The organism is Spongiactinospora gelatinilytica, assembly GCF_003236385.1.
Classification (GTDB): domain Bacteria; phylum Actinomycetota; class Actinomycetes; order Streptosporangiales; family Streptosporangiaceae; genus Spongiactinospora; species Spongiactinospora gelatinilytica.
Window position 1 is genome coordinate 1 of record NZ_POUA01000089.1, and the last position, 21,879, is coordinate 21,879.

General features: G+C 71.2%; 19 protein-coding genes and 1 pseudogene. 6 read left to right on the forward strand and 14 right to left on the reverse strand.

Features of this window, described 5'->3' with window-relative positions; all coding sequences use genetic code 11:
* The 5 genes and pseudogenes from C1I98_RS41370 to C1I98_RS13740 all read right to left on the reverse strand — a co-directional run.
* Positions 1-1,232, reverse strand: a pseudogene (locus C1I98_RS41370) (AAA family ATPase); the annotation flags it as partial.
* 91 nt (positions 1,233-1,323) lie between these two features.
* A complete protein-coding gene (locus C1I98_RS13725) occupies positions 1,324-1,926 on the reverse strand; it encodes a GAF domain-containing protein (RefSeq protein ID WP_111167554.1) in 603 nt (200 codons plus the stop codon).
* The gene (locus C1I98_RS13730; RefSeq protein WP_111167555.1) at positions 1,916-2,800 is read right to left on the reverse strand and encodes a S8 family serine peptidase; all 885 of its coding nucleotides are present in this window, start codon (positions 2,798-2,800) and stop codon (positions 1,916-1,918) included. The genes C1I98_RS13725 and C1I98_RS13730 overlap by 11 nt, the downstream gene beginning before the upstream one ends.
* Before the next feature lie 14 nt (positions 2,801-2,814).
* Positions 2,815-5,766 (reverse strand): AAA family ATPase, encoded by a 2,952-nt coding sequence (locus C1I98_RS13735; protein WP_111167556.1) that lies wholly within the window; start codon positions 5,764-5,766, stop codon positions 2,815-2,817.
* Complete coding sequence (locus C1I98_RS13740; RefSeq protein ID WP_111167557.1) at positions 5,763-5,963, reverse strand: aroma-sacti cluster domain-containing protein; 201 nt, start codon at positions 5,961-5,963, stop codon at positions 5,763-5,765. The genes C1I98_RS13735 and C1I98_RS13740 overlap by 4 nt, the downstream gene beginning before the upstream one ends.
* A gap of 178 nt (positions 5,964-6,141) precedes the next feature.
* Here C1I98_RS13740 and C1I98_RS13745 point away from each other — a divergent pair, with 178 nt between their 5' ends.
* The 4 genes from C1I98_RS13745 (at position 6,142) to C1I98_RS13760 (ending at position 9,537) form a co-directional block, all read left to right on the forward strand.
* Positions 6,142-6,402 carry a StsA-related sactipeptide RiPP gene (locus tag C1I98_RS13745; protein WP_111167558.1) on the forward strand — a complete coding sequence of 87 codons (261 nt, stop codon included), beginning with the start codon at positions 6,142-6,144 and terminating at the stop codon, positions 6,400-6,402.
* Between the two features lie 73 nt (positions 6,403-6,475).
* The gene (stsB, locus tag C1I98_RS13750) at positions 6,476-7,930 is read left to right on the forward strand and encodes a StsB family radical SAM/SPASM domain sactipeptide maturase (RefSeq protein ID WP_111167559.1); all 1,455 of its coding nucleotides are present in this window, start codon (positions 6,476-6,478) and stop codon (positions 7,928-7,930) included.
* 15 nt (positions 7,931-7,945) lie between these two features.
* On the forward strand, positions 7,946-8,215 hold the full coding sequence (locus tag C1I98_RS13755) for a PqqD family protein (RefSeq protein ID WP_111167560.1): 270 nt from the start codon (positions 7,946-7,948) through the stop codon (positions 8,213-8,215).
* On the forward strand, positions 8,212-9,537 hold the full coding sequence (locus C1I98_RS13760; RefSeq protein WP_111167561.1) for an NAD(P)/FAD-dependent oxidoreductase: 1,326 nt from the start codon (positions 8,212-8,214) through the stop codon (positions 9,535-9,537). The genes C1I98_RS13755 and C1I98_RS13760 overlap by 4 nt, the downstream gene beginning before the upstream one ends.
* Here C1I98_RS13760 and C1I98_RS13765 read toward each other — a convergent pair.
* The 6 genes from C1I98_RS13765 to C1I98_RS13790 form a co-directional block, all read right to left on the reverse strand.
* Positions 9,509-10,105: a response regulator transcription factor gene (locus tag C1I98_RS13765; protein WP_146607424.1), complete on the reverse strand. Its 597-nt coding sequence runs from the start codon at positions 10,103-10,105 to the stop codon at positions 9,509-9,511. The genes C1I98_RS13760 and C1I98_RS13765 overlap by 29 nt on opposite strands.
* 189 nt (positions 10,106-10,294) lie before the next feature.
* Positions 10,295-11,506: a cytochrome P450 gene (locus C1I98_RS13770; protein ID WP_111167563.1), complete on the reverse strand. Its 1,212-nt coding sequence runs from the start codon at positions 11,504-11,506 to the stop codon at positions 10,295-10,297.
* Positions 11,503-12,765, reverse strand: coding sequence for a TfuA-like protein (locus tag C1I98_RS13775; RefSeq protein ID WP_111167564.1), 1,263 nt, complete (start codon positions 12,763-12,765; stop codon positions 11,503-11,505). Before C1I98_RS13775 ends, C1I98_RS13770 begins: the two co-directional genes overlap by 4 nt.
* Positions 12,765-13,913, reverse strand: coding sequence for a YcaO-like family protein (locus C1I98_RS13780; RefSeq protein ID WP_158558024.1), 1,149 nt, complete (start codon positions 13,911-13,913; stop codon positions 12,765-12,767). The genes C1I98_RS13775 and C1I98_RS13780 overlap by 1 nt, the downstream gene beginning before the upstream one ends.
* Positions 13,914-13,921: 8 nt before the next feature.
* On the reverse strand, positions 13,922-14,734 hold the full coding sequence (locus C1I98_RS13785) for an ABC transporter permease (protein ID WP_111167566.1): 813 nt from the start codon (positions 14,732-14,734) through the stop codon (positions 13,922-13,924).
* A gap of 1 nt (position 14,735) precedes the next feature.
* Positions 14,736-15,677 (reverse strand): ABC transporter ATP-binding protein, encoded by a 942-nt coding sequence (locus tag C1I98_RS13790; RefSeq protein ID WP_158558025.1) that lies wholly within the window; start codon positions 15,675-15,677, stop codon positions 14,736-14,738.
* 218 nt (positions 15,678-15,895) lie between these two features.
* Here C1I98_RS13790 and C1I98_RS13795 point away from each other — a divergent pair, with 218 nt between their 5' ends.
* Together C1I98_RS13795 and C1I98_RS13800 are read left to right on the forward strand one after the other, a co-directional pair.
* Positions 15,896-17,785 carry a BTAD domain-containing putative transcriptional regulator gene (locus tag C1I98_RS13795; protein WP_146607425.1) on the forward strand — a complete coding sequence of 630 codons (1,890 nt, stop codon included), beginning with the start codon at positions 15,896-15,898 and terminating at the stop codon, positions 17,783-17,785.
* A gap of 134 nt (positions 17,786-17,919) precedes the next feature.
* Complete coding sequence (locus tag C1I98_RS13800) at positions 17,920-18,150, forward strand: response regulator transcription factor (protein WP_158558026.1); 231 nt, start codon at positions 17,920-17,922, stop codon at positions 18,148-18,150.
* Here C1I98_RS13800 and C1I98_RS13805 read toward each other — a convergent pair.
* From C1I98_RS13805 to C1I98_RS13815, 3 genes are all read right to left on the reverse strand, one after another.
* Positions 18,145-20,187, reverse strand: a complete 2,043-nt coding sequence (locus tag C1I98_RS13805) for an RICIN domain-containing protein (protein ID WP_111167570.1) — start codon at positions 20,185-20,187, stop codon at positions 18,145-18,147. The two genes, C1I98_RS13800 and C1I98_RS13805, sit on opposite strands and share 6 nt — an antisense overlap.
* Before the next feature lie 425 nt (positions 20,188-20,612).
* Positions 20,613-21,134: a ricin-type beta-trefoil lectin domain protein gene (locus C1I98_RS13810; protein ID WP_111167571.1), complete on the reverse strand. Its 522-nt coding sequence runs from the start codon at positions 21,132-21,134 to the stop codon at positions 20,613-20,615.
* 228 nt (positions 21,135-21,362) lie between these two features.
* The coding region (locus tag C1I98_RS13815) for a hypothetical protein (RefSeq protein WP_233507851.1) at positions 21,363-21,879 on the reverse strand (517 nt) is incomplete at its 5' end.

Here is a 21,879-nt window from a genome sequence, read left to right on the forward strand (position 1 = left end):
GGGAGGGTGGTGGCGGCGGCGGTGTAGCGGCCCTGGGCCACCAGGGCCTCGGTCAGGGCCAGGTCCGCGTCGACGCCGCCGCCCGCCGTGCGGGCGGCGGTGGCGAAGTGCTCGGCGTCCTGGAGCTCCATCCGTGCCGCGGCGCGGCGGGCGGCGGCCAGGAGTTCCTGCGCCGTGCTGCCCAGCCCGGCCTGCCGCCGCCATCTGGCCAGGTCAAGTGGGTCGTCGGCGCGGCGGCGCGGAGTGGCGGCCAGGTGTTCGGCGAGCCGGGCCCAGATCGCCCTGGCCCTGGCCCGTGGCATGCGCGCGCGTACCACCTCGCCGTACGCGGGGATGGCCGGCCTGATCAGGTGCCGCGCGCCCGACGACTCGACCACCACCAGGCCCTGCCGTTCCGCGCGCACCACCGCGGCGGGGCCGGTGAGCCGTTCGAGCGCGGGCTGGCCGAGCCGTCCCGCGCAGGCGAGCACTTCCAGCACCTCCAGTACGCCCGGATCGTCCACCTGCATCTGCGCCTCGACCAGATCGGCGAGCCTGGCGGTGACCCGCACCCGGCCGTGCAGGTGCCATGGCCCGTCACCGCGGCGCAGCCCGCCGCCGTCCAGCCCGGCCTGGACGAGTTCGCGCAGCACCAGCGGATTGCCCGCGGCCAGGCCGCGCAGCGTACGCCGGGTGACGACGTCGGCGGGACCGCCCAGGCCGCCTTCCAGCAGCAGGTCCATCTCGCCGTCGTCGAGTGGTCGCAGGTCCAGCCGCGGCGCCAGGCCCTCCTTCCACAGCGCGGTGACCACGTCGGGCGGGTGCGGGCCCCGCCGTACCGTGATGATCACGAAGGTCCGGGTGTGCACGGCGAGGTGGTGGACGAGGGCGGCGGAGGCGCTGTCGAGCAGGTGGGTGTCATCGACCGCCAGCACCGGGCGTCCGCCCCCGGGCATGCCGAACCGTTCGACGAGCCGGGCGAAGACCCGCCCGGCCGCGGCCTCGCCCGGCGGGACGAGCGGGAGCAGCGCGCCCAGCGGAATCACCCCTGCCGAGCGGCTGCCCGTCGCCCAGGAGGTGGGGTGGCCCAGCGCGGCCAGCCGGGCGAGCGCCTCCCTGGCCAGCCGGGTCCTGCCCAAGCCTGCCGCGCCCACCACCACCGCGCCGCCGAGGTCGGGCCGCGCCACCGCGTCGGTGAGCGCGCGCAGCTCCGCCGAGCGTCCGACGAGCGGCCAGACACCCTTGTCTCCCATGTCGTCCCTTCAGGCCGTCCGCTCGCTCGCCACGCCATCCCCATTGTGCTCCGCGATACCGTTGTGAGCGAAGTGCCCCGGGACGAGAAGATCAGTGGTCCAGCAGGTCGCTGGCGATGGCGAGCAGCCGTACCACCGCGGCGTCCCGCCGCCCGGCCCGGCCCGGCAGCCGTTCGCCGATCCGGCGCAGCAGCTCGCGCGGATCGGGGTGCTCGACCTCCTGGCGGTTGCGGCGCACGCGCAGCAGCAGTTCGAGGCCGCAGGCCGCCTGGGTGGCGAACAGGCCGAGCATCTCCATGTCGTCGAGTTCGCTGCGCGAGGCGGTGCGGTCGAGCACTTCGAGCACCCCGACGCACTCCTCGAACCTGATCAGCGGCGCGGCCATGATGGTGCGCGGCACGTACCCGGTGGACTCCGCCGCGTCCTGGGCGAACTGGCTCACCGTGGAGACGTCGTCGGCCACCATCGGCTGGCCGCTGACCGCCACCCAGCCGGCGATCCCGGTGCCCATCGGGAAGCGGCTGCCGACCAGTTGCTTCTCGCCCTCGCCCGAGACGGCCTCGAAGACCAGGTCGCCGGTGTCCGGATCGACCAGGAAGATCGAGGAGGCCGCGGCGCCGAACATGTGCCGGGCCACCTCGACGATGGACTGGAGCAGCCGGCGTTCCGTTCCGTCGATGTCGTCAGCGGACATGTGTCTCTCCGTGGGGTCTCGTGGTGTTGTCGGCTGCCAGGTAGAGGACCGTCTTGAGCTGGAAGGGCGTCAGGAAGGGGTGCTTGCTCAGGATGAGCGCGCAGATGCCCGCGATGTGGGGCGCGGCGAAGCTGTTGCCCGTACTTCGGATCTCGCGCCCGCCGGGCCAGGCGACCGGCACCTTGACCCCGCGCGCGTGGAACTCGGCGGGTGGAGCCGGGTTGTAGTAGTAGGTCATCGAGTCGGCCTCGTCGTGGCTGGCGACCGAGACGACGGAGGAGAACATCCACGGGAAGCTGAGCACGGGCATGTTGTGCGCGGCGGCGATCAGTAGGCAGCGGCGGAAGTACGCGCGGTCGGTCAGTTCGTGCAACGCCTCGCGAAAGCCCGACCTGGTGGTGGACAGGCTCAGGTTGACCAGGTCGTAGCCCTCGTCGATGGCCCAGGCCAGCCCGGCGAGGAGCGCGTCGCCCGTGCCCGCCTTGCCGTCGGTCAGGACGCGGACCGAGGTGATCGAGACGCCGGGGGCGACCGACTTGATCACGCTGGCGCACGCGGTGCCGTGCCCGGTCGGATCGACCGGTTCGCAGTCGGCCAGGACGAGCCCGCCGTCCTGCTCGCGGACGACCTCGACCGCCCGTTCCAGGCCGCCGATCCGGGGGTGGGCGCCTTCCACTCCGGTGTCCACCACGCACACGCGCACGCCCGAGCCGTCCGAGCCGCCCCAGGCCCATTCCCTGGTCACCTCGGCGAGCGGGCTGACGTCGAAGCTCTCCGGAGCCTCCCGAGTGGTGGCCAGGCCCCACGCGGGCACTCCGGGAAAGTGTGCGCGCGCCTCCCTGCGCCAGGGCGGCGGCGTGCTCGTCGGTGTCATGGACACGGTTCCGTTTACTCCATTCGCGGGCATCCGGCATCGGACGCCCACTCTCGGACTCTGCGCACCAGCAGGCCGGCGCCCTTGCTCAGGTAGGCGTCGAGGGCACGGCCGGCCGCGGCGGCCGGGTCGCGGCCCGCCGCGCGGTGGATCTGGGCGATCTCGAAGAGGGTTTCGCCGTGCAGGCAGGGGTCGTCGGTGGCGGCGAGCAGGCCGTCCAGGCGGGCCGCCGCCGCAAGGGCCCGCCCGTGGTCGCCGTCGAGTGAGGCGATCCTGGCCCGTACGGCCTGCGCCGTCAGCTCGCCGCGCAACTGGCTCTGCCCCGCCGCCCCCGCGCCCAGTTCGGCCTCGGCCCGCCGTACCTCGCCCAGCCGGAGGCTTTCCCGCGCGGCGTACACCGCGAGGGTGGCGGCGGGAGGCCCGTGCCCGGCGGCCCGCAGCGCCGCCCCGGCGCGGACGAACAGCTCGCGGGCCCGCTCGTGCCCGCCGCCCAGGGACTCGACCAGGCCGCGGACCTGCGTGATCGCGATGGCCGAGAGGCGGAGGTGAAGTTCGTCCGCGTACCGTCCGGCGGTGTCGAGTGCCCGGTGGGCGGGTTCGAGGTCGCCGGAGAGGGCCAGCAGCCTGGCCCTGGCGAGCAGGACGGGGACCAGCAGGGTGCGGTCGCCGGCGAAGCGGGCCAGCAGGTCGGCGCACAGGGCGAGACCTTCGTCCACCGGTGTGGGCGACCACTGGACGAGTTCGCACAGCCCGCCGAGCAGCCGGTCCTCCTCGTAGCGGTCGCCCATCGCCCTGGCCAGGGCGAGCCCGTAGCGCAGCGCCTGCTCCGCGGTGCCGAACCGGCCGTTCTCGGTGTGTACCAGCGCCTCCAGCAGGTGGAAGCGGCACCAACTGAGCGTGTCGGCGTCGGCCCCGGCCAGCCGGGCGCGCAGCGGCTCCAGCAGCGGCGCCCGCCCGGCCGCGCGCAGCGCGAGGATCTCCCGCTGGATCGCGCAGGTCAGCTCGTTGCGCGGGTCGCCGGGCAGCAATTCCGCCGCGCGGTCCAGGGCGGCGGCGGCCTGGGCGTTCGCGCCCCTGGCGAGGTGGGCGTCGCTGATCCGTACGGCCAGCGAGCGGTGTTCGTCCCGGCCCGGGGGAAGCATCTCCCTGCCGCGTTCCAGCAGCGCGATGGCGGCGGGCAGGTCCTTGCGGTGCAGGGCCTTGCCGCCGTCGGCGATGAGCGAGGCGGCGGCCCGGTCGGTGAGTTCGGGCAGCAGCGGGTCACCGGGCCGTACCTCCCTGGTGAAGCGGCAGGCGGTCAGCAGGTGGTGGCTGACATCGCCGGGAAAGGGGCTCTCCCTGAGCAGGTCGGCCAGCCGCCGATGCCAGCCGGCCCGCAGGTCCTTGCTGGTCAGCGCGTAGACGGTCTCCCTGGTGAGGGTCTGGGTGAACTCGTAGCAGCCGGTGAGCGGGCCGCGTCTGATCAGCCGTTCGCGCTGGAGCCTGCGCAGCGGCCCGGCGGTGGCCGGGAACCCGGCTTCGAGCAGCGCGCCCACCTGGTCGGCGGTGAAGGACTGCCCCACGGTCGCCGCCCGTTCCAGCACCTCGCGTTCCGGCCGGTCCAGCCGGTCGAGCCGGGCGCCGAGCAGCGCCTGGATGGTCGGCGGCAGGGCGGCGTCGCCTTCGGCGGCGGTCTCCAACATCAGTTCGGCGAAGAGCGGGTTGCCGTCGCAGCCCGCGGTCACCCGCCGGTGTACGTCGTCCTCGTCGTGGGCCAGTACGTCGGCGCGGGCCGCGCACAGTTCGGCGACGAGCCGGGCGGTGTCCGGCGGGCCGAGCGGCCCGACCTCCAGGGAGATGGCGCGGGGCGTGCCGCCGCCCCAGGCGGGACGGCTTTCGTACAGTTCTGGCCTGGTGACGCAGATGAGCAGCACAGGAACGTCGCGCAGCCAGGCCGCACAGTCCTCGATCAGGTCGAGCAGGGTGGGCTCGGCCCACTGGAGGTCGTCCAGCACCACGACCAGCGGCCGGTGCTCGGCGAGCACCTCGAACAGGGTGCGGACGGCCTGCGCGATCTCGGCGATCCCGGTGGTCAGCCCGCGCAGGGTGCCCGCGCAGTCGGGCCCGACCACCTCGTCGAGGTCGAGCGGTTCCAGCATCTCGGCGATGGGCCGGTAGGTCGCGCCGACGCCGTAGGCGGGGCAACGCCCGGTGAGCACCCGCGCCTCGCCGGGCAGGTTGTGCAGGAACTCCCTGACCAGCCGGGACTTGCCGATGCCCGGTACGCCCAGCAGGGTGGCCATGCCGCACCGCCGTTCCGCGACGACCTGCTGATGCAGTTCGGTGAGCCGGCGCAGTTCGGCCGCCCGGCCGATCAGCGGGATCGTGTCCGCCTCGGGCTCGCCGCGCTCGGGGTCCACGCTGACCAGCCGCCAGGCCCGTACCGGCTCCCGCTTGCCCTTGAGGCTGAGGGGCGGGATCTCGTCGAGTACCGCGTGCCGGCGTACCAGCCTGGCCACGTCGTCGCCCAGCAGGATCTCGCCGTCACCCGCCGCCGACTGGAGCCGGGCCGCGGTGTTGACCGTGTCGCCGATCACCCGTACGTCGGCACCCGGGCTTTCCACCACCATGACCTGGCCGAAGGCGACCCCGCAGTGGGCGTCCAGGCTGACTTCGTGGGTGGGGGCCAGTTCCGCGCTCAGCCGGTGCACCGCCGCCATGGCCCGATCGGCGGCCAGCACCGCGCGGAGCGCGTCGTCCTCAAGGCTGACCGGGACGCCGAAGACGGCCATGATGGCGTCGCCGATGTACTTCTCCACCACGCCGCCGCGCTGGAAGATCTCGGTCCGGCAGGCGTCGTAGTAGCGCTCCAGGATGTGCAGGAGCAGTTCGGGGTCCAGCCGCTCGGCCAGTTCGGTCGACCCGACGATGTCGATGAAGAGGACCGCGACGTTCCTCCTGGTGGGGCGCCGGTCCCCCGCCTTCATATGAGCTTGAGCTCCTGCCCTTCGACCTCACCCGCGACCTCGTCGAGCCGCTGCTTGATCGAGTTGAGCAGGTCCACCTCGGCCTCGTTGAGCTGGGCGAAGACCCGCTGCTGCCGCTCGTCCAGCAGATCGACGGGATGCCCGGACGCACGCAGCCTGTCCAGCGCGTCGAATGCACCTGATCCGGTTCCGGTCATCAGCCTGTCCCATCGCGAAGATCCGACGTCGTTTCTGCGACCAGCCTGAGGCGGGGAACACACGTCGGCAAGCCCACATTCGTGCCCCTTTAGCCCACGTTTGTGGGGTTGTGTGGCCCTCGCGTGGCCAGCCCATACTCGACCAGCAACGCATCTCATCCAGCAGAGAGGTGGAGACATGGCCTTCAATCCGCAGGAAGCCCTGCGTCAAGCCGGAATCATCAGCGGCCCGCTCGCCAAGGAGGCCGAGCAGGCTTTCGCCACCATGACCCAGGAAGAAGTCAACCTGCTCATCGGCCTGAAGGAGCGTTTCCCCGCCCAGGCGCTGTCGGCCGCCGGCTGGTCCCGGCCCGAGGTCGAGGTGCACGGCCTCGACGTCGCGCAGGCCTGCGGGTGTGGAATCTGGTCCGGTTCCGGCAGCGGCAAGGACCCGGTGTAGTCCGAACGGCTCGCGGACGCGGCGCCGGCGACGTTCGGCGCCGCGTCCGCACCCACGAACCGAAGGGGTAGGCATGCCTGGCAAGCTGGCCGCAAACCGCGCGTTATTCGATGTGCCGGAAGACCTCACCTACTTCTCGCACGAGGGAACCTATCTGGTCATCAACCCGCAGATCGGCGGCCGATGCGTGCTCGATCCGCAGGAGTTCGCCGTACTGCGCACGCTGACCAGGGTGAACGAGCCGCTTCCCGAGACGGCCGAGACGGAACGGGCGCTGGCCAAGCTCATACTCAACTGGATCGTCTACTACGACAGGCCACGGCCGCGCATCCAGCCAGAGGAAGCCCCGCTCGTGCAGGTCTACTACGCGATCACCGACGGCTGTAACCTCAGGTGCCCGTACTGCTACGCCTCCTCGGAGAAGTGCCTGCCCGGGGAGCTGAGCACCCAGGAGTCACTGGACCTGGTGACGCAGGCGGCGGAACTCGGCGCCGAGTACATGATCTTCACCGGCGGCGAGCCGATGATCAGGAAGGACCTGTTCCAGGTCGTCGAGCACGCCAACCGCAGCGGCATGAAGTCGAACATCGTCACCAACGCCACGATGATCAGAAAGCCGGAGCAGGCCAAGCGGTTCGCCGAGCTGTTCAACCAGGTCACCATCAGCGTCGACGGCGGCACCGCGGAGACCCACGACCGCACCCGGGGCAAGGGCGCGTTCGACCGGACCCACCGGGCGCTGAAGCTGCTCAACGCCGAAGGCGTGGTGCCGGTGATCAACCACATCGTCACCTCGGAGAACGTGGACGAGCTGGAAGGCTTCGCGGCCTTCATGGACGGCGTCGAGGTGGCCGACATCCGGCTGATGTACCACAACAACCTGGGCCGCGGGGTCGACGACGAGTACGACTTCGGCTTCGCCGACCACATGCGCATCCAGAAGCTGGTGTGGACCTCGCCGGCCCTGGGCAAGCTGCGGCCCGACGGGCCACGGCCGACGCCCTCGTGCACGGTCCGCGCCAACTGCGGGATGGGCGGCAACGAGATCTACGTCAACTCGCTCGGCGACGTCTACCCCTGCAAGCTCATCACCGGCAAGGAGCACTTCGCGGGCAACCTCCGCCGCCGGTCGCTGCGCGAGATCTTCGAGGGGGAGTTCCTCTCCGAGATGCGGGGCAGCACCGTCTTCGGCGGCGGCGGCTACCACGCCGACTGCGCCAAGTGCTACGTCAAGCCGTTCTGCGGCGGCGGCTGCCGGGCCACCCACATGTCCGAAAGCCTGGACCTGCGGCGCAACAGCAGGCCCAACTGCCGGATCCTGCGCCACGGGGTCACCACCCACCTGTGGCTGGGGACCGGGATCGGCTCCGCCGCGCTGGCCTCGAACAACGACGAGATGACCAGGCCGCGGCTGGTCTCCGACGACTCCACGCATCCGGTCTATGAGGACTGGAAGACCTACACCCGTCCCACGGCCAAGCCCGTCAAGGTCAGGGTCGGCGAGCTGCTGCCCATCACCCCCGTCTAGAAGGAGAGGTGGAGTGTGTCACTCCGGATCAGCGACAGCGTCATCTGGCAGGAGACCGGCGACGGCATCTCGCTGTACCACACGGAAACCGGCGACTTCCACAGCCTGAACGAGTCGGGTTCCAAGATCTGGGAGCTGGTCGCGAGCGAGGGCGAGCGCGAGAAGATCATCACCCGGCTGGCCGAGGAGTTCGCCGGGGACAACGCCCTGGTCACCGTGCGGATCATGCGGGACGTCGATGAGTTCCTGGCGGGCATGGTCCAGCAGGGTCTGCTGGAAGAGTGAACAGGGCGGTCGTGCTGGGTGGCGGCCTCGCCGGCGTGCTGGCGGCCACCGTGCTCGCCAGGCACGTTGACGAGGTCGTCGTGGTCGAGCGGGACCACTTCCCCGCCGCGCCGGGCCCCCGGCGGGGACTCCCCCAGTCCCACCACAGCCATGTCCTGGTCACCGGAGGCGCAGAAGCCCTGGCGACGCTGCTGCCTGGCACGCTCCAGGAGCTGTACGCCCACGGCGCGCACCGCCGCGGCCTGCCCGGGGACTCACTGATCCTGTCCGGCGACGGCTGGTTCCACCGCTTCGACTGCGCTGCGTACTTCATCTCCTGCACCCGCGGGCTCCTCGACCACGTCGTACGGCGGCGCGCGGGTGTGCGGGTTCGCCAGGGCGTCCAGGTGCTGGGGCTGACCGGCGACGCCAGGCGGGTGACGGGGGTGCGGGTGACGGGCGCGGAGACGATCGAGGCCGGCCTCGTCGTCGACGCGACCGGCCGCAGGTCACAGGCGCCCCGGTGGCTGGCCGAGATCGGCGGTCCGCCGATCGAGGAGACCACCGTGAGCACCGGCCTGGCCTACGCCACCAGGATCTGCCAGGCCCCGCCCGGCCTCGACGACCTGCCCGCCATCATGCTGCACCCCACGCCGGGCCTGCCCCGGGGCGCGACCCTGCTGCCGCTGGAGGGCGGGCGCTGGGTGGCCACCCTGACCGGCACTCAGGGCTCGGCGCCCCCGCTGGACGAGGCGGGTTTCCTGGCGTTCGCCCGCTCGCTGCGCGATCCGATCGTGGCGGAACTGCTGGCCATGACGGCCGCGGAAGGCCCGATCCGTCCCTTCCGCGACACCGCCAACCGCAGACGCCACTACGAACGGGCCGCGCTGCCCGCCGGGTTCGCGGCCATCGGGGACGCGGCGGTCGCGGTCAACCCGCTCTACTCGCACGGCATGTCGGTCGCCGCGCTCGGCGCGCTGCGGCTGGACAGGGAGCTGCGGTGCGCGGGGGCGGGACCGGGGTTGCAGGCCGCCCTGGTGGCCGAGGCCGAGCCGTCCTGGCGGATGGCGGTCGCCCGCGATCGGCACGTCAACGGGACGGAGCCGGAGCCGCAGGTGAGCGAGCACGCGCGCAAGGTCAGAGCCAGGCTGGCCAGGGCCAGGCTGGGCAGCGCGGAACTCGCCGCCGAACTCTTCCACGCCCAGGCGCTGATCCCCGCCCCGCCGCTCGACGGCGCGGCCAGGTTCCACGCGCTCGCCGGGGAACCCGCTCCCCCGCTCACCTCCGACCAGGCCCGCCGGCAGTACCCGGCGCTCACCTTCGGTGCGACGACCCCACGGTGAGCAGGCCCGACTCGTAAGCGATGCCGACCGCGTGCGCCCGGTTCCGCGCCGACAGCTTGGCCAGGATCCGGGCCAGATGGGATCGGACCGTTCCAGCGCCGATGCCTAGCTTGTCGGCGATCTGGAGGTTGGAAAGGCCGGCCGCGACCAGCGCGAGCACCTCGGCCTCGCGCCTGGTGAGCGGGGTGAGCCGATGGCCGACCCTGTTGATCACCGCCGGGAACCGGTCGCGGAGCCGGGTGATCATCGTGCTGGAGATGAACGTCAGCCCCGCCGCGACCTGCCTGATCGCCGGGATGATCTCCCGCAGCAGCGCCTCGCGGTGGACGAAGCCACCCGTACCGCTCTGTAACGCCCGGCCCAGCAGATCCTCGTCCAGCGTCTCGGAGACCAGGACGACGCGGGTCCTGCCCAGGGTCCGCGCCGCGAGCGCCAGCGCGAACTCCACGTCGTCCGCCTGCCTGAGCGCCGCGTTGACCACCGCCACCATGGGCCGGTGCCGCACGATCAGCTCGTCCAGCCGGGGCACGGCCGTGGCCTCGCCCAGCACGAAGATGCCGTTGCCCATGTGGAGCACGCTCCTGAGCCTGGCGCGCGTCTCTCGGTCCTGTTCCCCCACGACCACCCGCAGGGCGGCCGGTGGCGCACTCGTGGGGCTCGATTCGTCCAGTAGTGCCACTCTGATCCGTCCGGGGTGAGCGAGACTGCGCGTCCCGCACGCTACGCGCGGCCGTTCCCGGCCACCAGAGCAGGCAGGCTACTCAGCCCCGGCCCCCGGCCCGGGCATACTCAGAGCCCCACGCGTACTCAGCCGCAACGGCAGGCCACGCAGGCCCCGGACCAGCAGCCCCGGCGCCCACTCCACCGCCTCCGGCGCGACCGCCAGGGTGATCCGGTCGAATCGGGCGAGCAGCGCGCCCAACGCGGCCCTGGCCTGCATACGGGCCAGGGCCGCGCCGAGGCAGAAGTGCGCGCCGTGGCCCAGGCCGAGATGCCGGTTGGGGCTGCGGCCGATGTCGAAGACGTCGGGGTCGGGGAAGGCCTCGGGATCGCGGCCGGCCGCCAGCAACAACGGCACCACCACGTCGCCGCGGGGGATCACCTTGTCGCCGAAGCGGATGTCGGACAGCGCGTACAGCGGCCTGGCGTGCCCCACCGGGCCGTTGAACCGGAGTACCTCCTCGATGGCGGAGTCGAGCAGGCCGGGGTCGGCCCGCAGCCGGGTGAGCTGGGCGGGGTGGCGCAGCAGTTCCAGCATGCCGATGCCGATCAGACCGACCGTCGTCTCGTCCCCGGCGAACAGCATCTGGAACACGCTGGAGACCAGCTCCGCCCGGCTCAGCTCGGTGCTCCCCGTCAGTTGCGAGAGCAGGTCGTCACCCGGGTCGGCGCGCCGGTCCTCGATCCTGCGGTTGACGTGGCCCAGGAACTCCATCCCGGCCCGGCGCGCGGCCGGCACGTCCTCGCTCAGCATGGCGTCGCTCCAGGCGCGGAGCCTGCCGCGGTCCCCGGCGGGGAAGCCGATCAGCTCCGCCATGATCAGGATGGGCAACGGCAGCGCCAGCGCCTTGATCAGGTCGCATTCGCCGGTCATGGCGGTGACCAGTTCGCCGACGCACTCATCGATGCGCCTGGACAGCGCCGCCATGCTGCGCGCGCTGAACGCGGGCGCCAACAGCCGGCGCAGCCTGGTGTGGTCGGGCGGGTCCAGGTTGAAGACGTTGCGCCGGAACATCGGCAGCGTGTCGTGTTCCCAGCGCCGGTGTGCCTCGGCCAGTTCCGCGGGCAGCCGGTCGAGCTGGCGGCCCAGTTCGGGGGCCTGTAGCGCCCGTCGTACGTCGGCGTACCTGGTCAGGTACCAAAACGCCCGGCCGGAGGCGTCCACCCGCCGGTCCACCGGCTCCCGCTCGCGCATCCGGTGGAAGTAGGCGTGCGGGTCGGCGCTGTCGAGTTCGGTGGTGAAGGTCATCGCCGCCGTACGTCCAGCGCGAAGTACTTCCTGACCGTCTGCCCGAGATCCGCGAGGCCGGTGAAGCCGCGCCTGGCCATCTCCACCGAGCCGCCGCCCCAGTGCCGCAGGAACAGCTTCCCGCAGTACGCCGGCGGCGGCACCACCACGCGGCCGATGGCCTGCTCGGCCGCCTCGTCCGCCTGCGCGACCAGGTCCGACCACTCCTCCCAGCGGCCGGACTCGCGCAGCGCGGCCAGCGCGGCGGGCCGCCAGTCGAAGGACTGCCACAGCGGCCAGACCCGTAGCATCACCAGCTTGAACTGCTCCGCCACGGGCAGTTCGCCCTGCTCGGCCGCGGTCAGCCGGCCGGTCAGCGCGGACGGCACCGCCCTCTCGACGCCGAGCCTGGCTTCCACGTAGGCGGCGAGCCCGCGTTCCCCGGCGAACTCCGCGAGCAGCCCGGTCAGCACCCGCTCGTGAAACTCGGGATAGCCGTCCCAGAACAGCCGGGCGGCGTCCAGCACGTCGAGGTCGGACATCCACCGCCCGGGGGCGTACTCCCGCCGGCTCCGCCACCGCAGCACCTCGGCGGGGCCGGTGCCCATCGAGCGGAAACCGCCCGCGGCCGTCCCCGGCCACGGCTCGCCCACGGCGCGCAGGGCCGCCAGCGCGTCCAGCCGTTTGCGGTCCCACTCGCCGGAGGCGATCATCCGCTCCAGCGTGCGCAGGGCGGGAAGCGCGTCGGCGCCGAGCGCCTGGGCCAGGTCCGGCCAGGTCCGGTGGGAGAAGGGCCGCTCCTTGGCGGTCCGCACGATCCGCATCCCGAGTTCGGCGGGCATCCGGCCGCTCCTGGCCCCTTCCCGGCAGCCGTAGCGGATGTTGACCATGGCCACGGTGCTCGCCGGGTAGCCCACCTCGGCGGGGCCGTGCACGATCGCGACCTCGTCGTCACCGTCGATCTCGCCCGAGACGTAGGAGTCGAAGACGCCGCCGACGCCGCGCATGCCGTACGGGCTCAGCTCGGCCGCCCGCAGCGCGCCCATGCTCGCCGCGCCGATGACGGTGACCCCCTCGCCGAGCAGCCAGAGCAGTTCCTTGTGGCCGACCGAGAGCCGTTCGCGGTAGTAGCCGTCGATGACCACAGCGGTGTCGCCGGGGCTCCAGCGTTCGCCCAGCAGGTCGCCGCGGGCCACCGGCGGGCGTACGGCCGCGCCGGGCAGTGCCTCGGTGACCTGGGCGGGGGCGAGCGTGGGACCGGTGTAGACGACCGTCCGCATCAGAACTCCTCGGGGGCGAGGCGGCACCCGGGCGCCACCACCCTGGCCACGGGCACGCCGAGATCGTCCCTGGTCAGGTCGGTGAACAGCGGCGCGTGGCCGAAGGCGGCCGTGGCGCGCCCGACCACGTCGCGCAGGTCGTCGAGCAGACTGGCCTTCGCCGTGACGCGGGCGATGGGCTCGGCCGGTTCCGGGGATACGGGCCTTTTGCGGCGTTCGCCCATCGAGGCGTAGGCGTCGGCGTGCAGGTCGTCCCGCGCGCCGGAGATGTAGGCCAGCCGGGCCTGGGCGGCCTCGGTGACGGCCCGGGTGAGCGCGATCTCCGAACTCAGGTGGCAGCCGAAGCCGCGGAAGTTCATCGGGTACTCGTCGCAGGTGATCTCGGCCAGGAAGCAGGGCAGTTCGGTGGCCGACGGCATCTGCCTGACCTCCAGGCGGACCCCGGCCTTCGCCAGCAGCTCGCACAGCCGGTCCACGACGGGCGAGCCGAGCGAGGCCGGATCGGCGTTGACGCCTTTGCCTCGGCCGCGCAGCGCGAGGCTCACCGCGTCCCGCTCGATCACCTCGTACAGCGCGTGCAGCACCGCTTCCACCAGCGTGTTGCCGCTGGCCAGGCCGTTGGAGGAGACCGCGAAGACGGGCGGGTGCCAGCCGGGGCCGCGGTCCATGGTGACGGTCACCAGTTCCTTGGGCAGCAGGGTGGGTTTGCCGTCGGCCAGCGAGGTGGCCGCGACCCATTCCATCGGCAGGCCCTCGTGCAGCAGGCTCGGGGTGGCCTGCGGCAGCTCGCCCAGGTCGTAGCTCAGCTCACCGGCGACCTCGCGCGGCGGGGCGGTCAGCGCGGGCGGGCGGGGCTGTTCGGCGTGCCACAGTTCGATCGCCTCCATCATCGCCGACAGCTTGGCCAGTTCCGCGGTGATCCCCTTGCCCTGGGAGACGGCGAGCGTACGGGCCGTCGGCCTGATCGCCTGATAGGTCGGTATGCCGATGGTGTCCAGCCAGGTCAGGTCGGCGACCCGGGTGATCCCCACCCGGCCCGCCGCGCCCTGGGCCATCGCCAGCGTCCGCGCCGGTTCCCTGGCCCGGTCGGTACCGGGCAGCCGCACCTTGACGTCGTCGGCCTGCGTGGGAAGCCACGCGATGTCCATCCGGCGCATCAGAGGTTGCGCGCCCGGTTGAGCAGGGCACGCCCGCCGATGGTGTAGCCGATGACCGCCATCGCGGCCATCACCAGCATGGGCTGCCAGGTCGCGCCCAGCCCGAAGAGCGCGGCGTCGCGCATGCCGTTGATCGCGTACGTCAGCGGGTTCACAACCGCGATCCACTGGATCACGGTCGGCATGCTCTCCATCGTGTAGAGCGAGGGGGCGGCGAAGACGAGTACCGGGATCGAGACGTTGGAGAGCACCATGAAGACCTGGTGGTCGGTGATGGTGATCGCGGCGGCCAGGTAGAGCCCGTTGAAGGCGAGCGAGGCGAAAATCAGCATCACCAGCAGGCCGATCCAGCCGCTCAGGGTGAACGGGAAGTCGAACAGCAGCGCCGCCACGCCCAGGCCGAGCAGGGTCTGCGCCATCACCAGCGAGACCCCGGCGATCAGCTTGCCGAGCAGGAAGCGGGATCTGCGCAGCGGGTAGGACCACAGTTGGGTGGCGACGCCGCTGGCCTCCTCCTGGAAGACCGCCATGCCCGCCGTACCGGCCGCGCTCACCACCGACATGGCCAGCGTCATCGGGAGCAGGAAGATGGTGAAGGGCACATTGGCGCCGCGATAGTCGACGTGCTGCACCAGGTTGCTCAGCGAGGTGTTGACCAGCAGTAAGTAGATGAGCATCGGGGTCAGGCCCACGATGAGGTAGACCCGGTTGCGGGCCAGCAACGCGTACTCGCGGTAGACCACCGCGAACAGGTCGGACACCCGGCCCTGAGGCGCCGGGGGCTTGTTGGTGAAGCTCAGGGCGGCGGCCACGTCACTCCTTGTTCTCGGTCATCCGGAGGAAGACCTCCTCAAGCGAATCGGTCGCGGTGGAGACCCCCGAGATCGCCACGCCGTGCTCCTGACAGTGGCCGGACAGGCCGGGCAGGACGTCCTGCACCTGCGCGCCCTCGATCCGCACCTCGGCATCCTCCGCCTTGACCACCAGCCCGGCCGCCTCCGCCCACGCGACCACGATCCCGCTGGTCGCCGGGTCCTCCACGGTCACCATCATGTGCCTGGTGCCGAACTCCTCGACCAGCTCGCGCGGCTTGGCGAACCGCATCACCCGGCCCTGGTCGATCACCATCACCCGCTGGCAGTTGCGTTCCAGCTCGTCGATGTGGTGGCTGGTCCACAGCACGGTCACGCCGTGCTCGTCGCGCAGCCAGGTCACGAACCGCTCGACGTGCCTGCGCCCGCCGACGTCGAGACCGGCGGACGGCTCGTCGAGCACCAGCAGCCGGGGGATGGTGAGCAGCGCGCGTACGAGCTGGAAGCGCTGCCGCTGGCCGCCGGAGAGCTGGAAGCAGAGGCGGGTCAGGGCCGGGGTGATGCCGAGGTGCTCGACCAGTTCGAGGGCCCATGGCCGGACCTCGCGCCAGCGCAGGCCGCGGAAACGCGCCGCGATCTTGAGATTGTCCAGCGCGGAGAGCATCAGGTCGAACGGGCCCACCTGGTGCATCGCCCCGATCGAGGTCTTGGCGGCGACCGGCTGCCGGACGGGGTCCACACCGAAGAGTTCGAGCCGGCCGGAGGTCGGCGCGGTGACTCCGCAGATCATCTTGATCAGGGTGGTCTTGCCCGCGCCGTTGGGTCCGAGCAGCCCGATGGTCTCGCCCTGTGAGATCTCGAAGGAGATGCCGTCCACCGCCCGGCGTTCCATGCGCCGGTACTGTTTGACCAGATCCGTGGCTGTCACAACGTCGTCCGACAACAACCCCACCTCTCCCACCTCGGGCAGCAGTGCTGGTTGAGTATGACTCGCAGGCATATAGGGGCCACAACCCCACGAATGTGGGCGTTAGTGAAAATCCATATGTCAAACGACAGAGGACCGATTGCGTACCCACGCCGACCCAATGATCATCGGCACATGGACGAGTGCGACCGGTCGGCCCGCATCCCCGGCACGCATGAGGTGGTGGACCGCGAGTGAACTTAGACATCCCATCGGGAAACTTAGAGATCACACCTGAACCCGATCCCTACACCCTCACCCTGCCGCCGGGCGGTCCGGGCCTGACCTGGCAGTTGCCCGAGGAGTGCGACCCCGCGACCGCGCTCCCCTGCGTGGTCCTCGCCGACCGGGCCGGGCTCACCGAGTTCGCCGCGCTCCAGCGCGGGCTGCGCACCCTGGGCGTGCCCAGTCTGCGCATCGACGCGGAGGCCATCGACGACCTGCGCATCGCCGCGGACATCGCCGACCGCTCACTCACGGTCAACGGACGCCGAATCGTCCCGACCGTCACCTGGGTACGGCACTTCTCGCCCAGGGCCATCCCGAATTCGGCGAATTCGCCGTTCCGCGCCGACTCCTGGTGCGCCCTGGTCGCCCAGATGTCCCGCCTGGCCGCCCACCACCTGCCCGGCGGCCCCGACATCGGGCGGCTGATCCAGTTGGACGACGCGGCACGGGCCGGAATCCGCACCCCCCGGACCATCGTGACCACCGACCCCGCCGCGGCCAGCGACTCCCTGCCCGGCGACCGGGTGATCGTCAAGGCGCTGGACGGGCACTTCGTCGAGACCGAGCCCGGCACGCTGGCCGGGGTCTTCCCGGAGATCATGGACACGGCGGCGGCCCGCGGGCTCTCCGTCAGGGACGCGCCGATGATCGTGCAGGAGTACGTCGATCACGGGGTGGAACTGCGCGTCTACTTCCTTGAAGGCGAGATTAGAACGTTCCGGGTGAGCAAGCCCTCGCCCGAGGCGCTGTGGTGCGACGCCGACTCGGTCTCGGTCTGCCGGGTCACCACCCCCCAGTCCGTGGTCGGCGCCGTGCGCCGGCTCGCCGATCTCTGGGGCCTGCGCTACGGCGCCTTCGACTTCCTGATGACCCGGCATGGACCGGTCTTCCTTGAGGTCAACTCCGACGGCGACTGGCGCTGGTTCGAAAGCAAGGCGGGCGTGGACGACGTCTCCATGGCCGTGCTCGCCATGGTCAGGACCCTCCACTCACAGGCGGCGCCCAAGCCCGCCGCGCCCATCGACCTGACCGGATTCCTCACCCTGGGCACCGGCAGGTGCGCCCCGGCCGAGCAGGTCAGGCCCGCCATGGACGCGAGCGTGCTTGGAACGTTCGAAATCAGGATGGACGGCTCCCTGGTCAGGATCAGCGCCCGCAAGACCCGGCTGCTGGCCGCGATCCTGCTGCTCAGCCCCAACCAGGTGGTCGCGACCGACCAGCTCATCGACTCCCTGTGGGGCGAGACCCCGCCGCCCACCGCGCGTAAGAACCTCCAGGTCCACGTCTCCGAGCTGCGCAGGAAAACGGGCGACCGGATCTCCTACGAGGGCTGGGGCTACCGCCTGGACGCCACACCGGACGAACTCGACCTGCTCCGCTTCCGCCACCTGGCCGGAGCCGGACGCGACCTGCGGCGCAGGGGCGACGGTGAGGCGGCGCTGAACCTGCTCGACGATGCCACCCGGCTGTGGCGCGGCCGGCCGCTGGTGGAGTTCTCCGGTGTCCCGCTGGTGGACGAGGCGGTCAGCCGCTGCACCGAGCTGTACCTCACCGTCAGCGAGGACTGGGCCGAGCTGAAGATCGAGCGGGGCGGGCACGTCGAGGTGCTCACCCGCCTCGACGACCTGGTTTCATACTTTCCCACCCGGGAAAGACTCATTGCAGCCAGGATGACCGCGCTGGTCGGCTGCGGGCGCGCCCCCGAAGCGCTGTCGCAGTTCGAAAGCCTACGCCGGCACCTGGCCGCCGAGCTCGGCATCGATCCCAGCCCGGCCCTGCGGAAGATCTACGAGGCGATCCTCCAGGGTCGTCTCGAAGATCCCTGGTCCTACGTGTGTCAGGAACTGGACACATAACCGGGAACATGGTCCCGCCATACCGCTGGTTAAGCGAATCCTCCTAGCGTTGACATCGAAATCCTTCCAGTCGGGGACCTCTGGTCCAACGCGATCTGACCTGGGGCGTTCATATGGATCTTGGTTCCGTTGGCGTGCTGAACGATCGTGACCGCGAGCTGATCGTGATGCTGGCCAAGGGGTACACGACGACGAGAATCGCGCGCGAGTTGCACCTCAGCCGCTACACGGTGGCCGAATGGATCAGCAAGCTGCTCGACCGGTTCTCGTGCAGCAACCGCAGTCAACTGGTGGCCTACTCCTACGCCCACCGGCTGCTGCACGTCGGTATCTGGCCGCCCAGCGCCTCCAGCGCCATCTCATGAACCGCCGGGGTCCGGCTCGAAGGTGAAGACCAGTTCCGGGGCCCCGGGAGCACAGGGGCGCAGCCACAGCGGGGTCATGTCGTGCGGCGGGACCGAGTGCGCCACGCACTGGTCGCTGTTGGCGACCTCGATCTGCCGGTCGGCCGCTCCGGTGCCCGCGGGCTCCAGCCGGAACCGGTCGGTCTGGTTGCCGCCCCTCTCGCCGCAGTAGTCGTCGTGGACCTCCCCGGCGCGTACGCCCATGCAGCCCGGACCCAGCTTCGGGTGCTGCGTGAGGATCTTGTACGTGCCGTCGCCCAGTGGCTGCACGAGCCGCCTCGGAAAGACGTCGGCGCAGGGAAGCTGCCGGATCCTGCCGTCCGTGCCCTTGGACGCCGACAGGCAGCGGTCGCTGCCGGGAAACCTCATGCGGTAGTAGCCCGCCGCGAGCGGCGCGCCGGTCCCGGCCCGCTCCGCCGGTGGCGATGGCGGCGTCGGTGTCTGTGCCCGGGTCAGCTCTCGCTGGGCCGGGCCTCCGGTCGGTAACAGCAGCAGGACGGCCGTGACGGCGATCATCGAAAGCCAGTACGTCCACTTCCTGGGGGGCAGGTGCCAGTTCCTGGAGGGCAGGTACCAGAAGTCCGCGTTACCAGAGGTCACGGGCTCAGCGCCCGCGCTCGGCGGCGGCTCGCCCATCGCCAGCCGGGTACGCGCGCTTCGCCATGACGCGGCCTGTTCCTCACTACAGCCGCAGGCGAGCACGAACGCCACGAGGAGTTCGTCCCGCGGCAGGGTGCTGCGGTGGAGTACGCCCACCAGCGTGCTGTGCGGCAACGACCGGCCCGCCGCGGCCGCCCGTGCCTCCAGGTTCCGGAACGTCAGCCCTGACCACGCCCTGAGCCGCCGCATCTGCGCGACGAACTCCACAGGCGTCCTCGCCTCTTGCGGATCTGGACAATTTGCAGAATGGGGGTGCATGGCCCCTAATCCTCGCCAAACCCTCACCCCGTCTGCCAGGCCCACCGTTCCGCTCGAACGGCGGGCGACGGCCTCGCATGCCGCCCGGCGGCTGGTGTAGAGGGTGCCCGGGATCTCGCCCGGTTCGCGCACCGGCAGCAGAGACGCCGGGCGAACCGGCTCGCCCCCGATGGTCAAGCTCTGAGCCGCCATAAGCAGGTGCTGCCGTACCTGGGCCGCACTTCTCACCCTGGCCCGGGTCGCCGCCGCCTTGGCGTCACTGAGCGGGTGGTGTATCCGGCGCCGATCGATCCGGTTGGCGCCGCCCCGGTCAATGGGAAAACGCACCTTGGAGAAGTCCGCGCGCGAGGGGTCCCCTTTCTGGTCGCGGGTGGACAGGTTGGGGGCGATGGTCATTGCGGCGAGCACATCGGCTCCCGGCCGGTCAAGCGGCGGGTCGGCGAGCACTCGCGGCCGCCGGTCAAGCGGCAGGTCGGCGAAGATCTCGAGGTCGGTGGTGCAGTGCGTGGACAGGGACGCCTTCTTCTGCTTGGGGGGCGTGGTGCAGAAGTCATGCCCGCGGACGAAGGCGGCCAGCACCTGGCGGATGGTGTCCTTGTCGCGGGGGGAGTCGGCGGCCAGGCGCTGCAGGGCGTAGATGCCGCCCAGCCGCACGTCGGTCTTGGCCGACCCGAGCTGTGCGACGGCCTTGGTATAGCGGTCGGTGATGTGGCCCTGTTCGGTGACGGACTGGGCCTGGCGGGCGGTGTCCAGGGACGCGGCGGTGTACCAGAGCCCTTGGGCGGTGAAGACCACACCACCGATCACCACCAGGCCGGTGGCGGCCTGGACAAAGGTGTGCCGGGCGGCGTTGACCGCCTCGATCCGCTCGGTCGCCGTCATCTGCGCGTGGTCGGCCGCGGTCAGAGGAGCGTGGTCTCCGGCCAGGCGCCGCGCGGCCGGGCCGATCAAGACGGCGAGTACCGAACCGGCCGCCACCGTCAGCGCGGTGCCGGCCAGCGCCCACCGCGCCCAGTCCGGCCCGGGCACCACCACGGCCGCCCACGTACAGCCCGCGATCACCGCGACGGCCAGGACCACCCCGGCTAATCGCCGCCAGGCCCGCCGCGGCGGTTCGGCAGGCGGTGAAGGCGTTGGGGGCGGGGGCGTGTCCCGGGCGGCCCGGCGGGCCTGGGCAGCGGCGGCGGAGGCGATGACCGCACGCGGTGGTAAGCGAGGAGATCGAGGACCCATGCCTCCATTCCACCGTGGCCGCCGCAGCCCAGCGCGGCGTGACGCGTCCGGCATGTGGCTGGAGTGCGCTGGATGCCCCTACCGGGCCGACGAGCCCGTGCCGCTCCGTTCCAGGCCCTCGCGTTCCGGCGGCAGCAAGATGGGCGATCAGCCCGGCTGATCGCGCGCCCGGTCGCGCCGGGCGAGTGGTAACCCCTGCCTTACCGGCCCGCCGCCGGGAGGCCGTGACCGGCGCGAGCCTGGTCACGGTTCCCGGTGTGCTTCCGGCGTGGTCAGGTCAAGGTGTCTTCGACCTTGATCTGACCGTCGTCGATCACGAACTTCTGGTTGGCGTTGGTGCTCGCGCACTCCCACAGGTGGATTTTGGTGCCGTTGGTGCGGGCGCTGGCAACGTCCAGGCACATCGGGGTGCCGGAGGAGAGGGTGTCCTTGATGATGATCTCTCCTTTCCTGATGAACCAGATCTGATTGGCGTTGGTCTTCGAGCAGTCCCACAGGTGGATCGTGGTGCCGTTGGTGCGGGCACTGGCAACGTCCACGCACTTCGGGCTGCCCGAGAGGGTGTCCTTCACCTTGATCTGGCCGTCGTCGATCACGAGCTTCTGGTTGGCGTTGGTGCTCGCGCACTCCCACAGGTGGATTTTGGTGCCGTTGGTGCGGGCGCCGGTGGCGTCCACGCACGCTGGGGGGCCGGCGAGGGCGGTGCGGGTGGCGGCCGCGGCGGGCAGCGCGGTGACCGCGCCGACGGCGGCGAGGGCGAGGGCGCCGGCCAGCAGGGGGCGAGTAAGCAGCATGGTGTCTCCCGGGGGGAAGTCGATCAGAAGCCCGTAACTTGTGGTGATGCAGCGATTACTTTGTGTCCACAGACGGCTATCCGGGCGCCGTTAAGGCCTCGCTGTAGTCCAGGGATATTTCCAATGGGGCATTGCCTGACCTAGCGTTGCCGCTGGTGGCGGGGATCGCCGGAGGTCACCCCGGCGGGCCCCCGGGCCGCGCGGGCCCGGGGGTTCGCTCGTCCGTTGTCACGAATCGATCGGCGCGGCGAGGAAGGTGTACCCGCCGAGCAGGGCGAGGTCTTCGGCGGCTTCCTGGGCGCCGGCGAGTCGGTGTTGGGGTGTTCCGGAGGTCCTGGGCACCACCTCGTAGACATCCAGCTCGATCGAGGCGTCACAGGGAAGGGGCTGGTCGAACTCGAGCACGACCGTGAAGGCCCCGCAGTAGTGGGCGGGCACGATGACCGGCCGATTTGCGGTCGTCTCCCCTTCGGGGTCGATCTCCGCCGTCACAGGGAACCGCTTGAACTGCTGGTCGCTGGTGGAGAAGGTGGCGGTGCCCGAGGGCACGTTGGTGCCGGATACCGTGAAAACGAACCTCGCCGGGGCGTCGTTCATGTTGCAGAGGTTCAGGTTGTACAGTTCGTACCTTCGCCGCCCGCACGGGATGACGTCGCAATTGCGCCAGCAGACGTGGGGGTTGTTCTTGACCCAGGTGACGTAGGCCTCGTTCGAGGCGAACGCCGGTAGTTGTCGGGGCATGGGG